The sequence below is a fragment of the Parasutterella muris genome (assembly GCF_009767915.1).
GTDB lineage: Bacteria > Pseudomonadota > Gammaproteobacteria > Burkholderiales > Burkholderiaceae_F > Parasutterella > Parasutterella muris.
In genome coordinates, this window is the sequence record NZ_WSRP01000111.1 from 1 (window position 1) to 622 (window position 622).

The 622-nt window shown below is 51.4% G+C and carries 1 protein-coding gene; it reads right to left on the reverse strand.

Annotated features, from left to right (window positions below; all coding sequences use genetic code 11):
- Nucleotides 1-32: 32 nt before the first annotated feature.
- On the reverse strand, nt 33-622 hold a 590-nt coding region (locus tag E5987_RS12785), incomplete at its 5' end, for a response regulator (RefSeq protein WP_160336445.1).

The window sequence follows — 622 nt, forward strand, 5'->3', positions numbered from 1 at the left end:
GAAAAATCCGGGCGAGTGCTCGGATTTTTCTTTTAGAGGTTGTTTTCGCTGGCCCAGACCGCCGCTTCGACTCGTGATCGGAAGGAGAGTTTGCGAAGCAGGTGCTTTACGTGAACCTTTACGGTTCCGTCCGATATGGAAAGGACTCGCGCAATTTCCTTATTAGTTTGACCATGCGCGATAAGTTTCAGAATTTCGAGTTCCCGGTCGGTCAAATCGGACATTCTTCTTTCTTTTCCGAATCCGTCTTCTTTCAGGCATTCCGCCAGCACCTGATTCATGGGTCCGGAGAGGACCGTTTGACCGTTAAGGCCGCGTCGGATGTCTTCTAAGATTTGATCAGGTTCCTGATCTTTAAGGAGGTAGCCGTCGGCGCCGTTCTGGAAACACTGCAGCAAATCGGCCGAGGAGTCGGAAACCGTCAGCATAATGACTCGAATGGACGGGTCTTCCTGTTTTACAGCCGTTAAGATTTCCACGCCGCTGGTGTTTTTCATATTCAGGTCAAGGAGTACCAGATCCGGTTCGGATTGGCGAACGGCAGCCATTGCGCTTTCAAAATCGCCGGCTTCGGCGACCACTTCAAATATCGGGTTCATTCCCAGCAGCTGGACAACGCCTC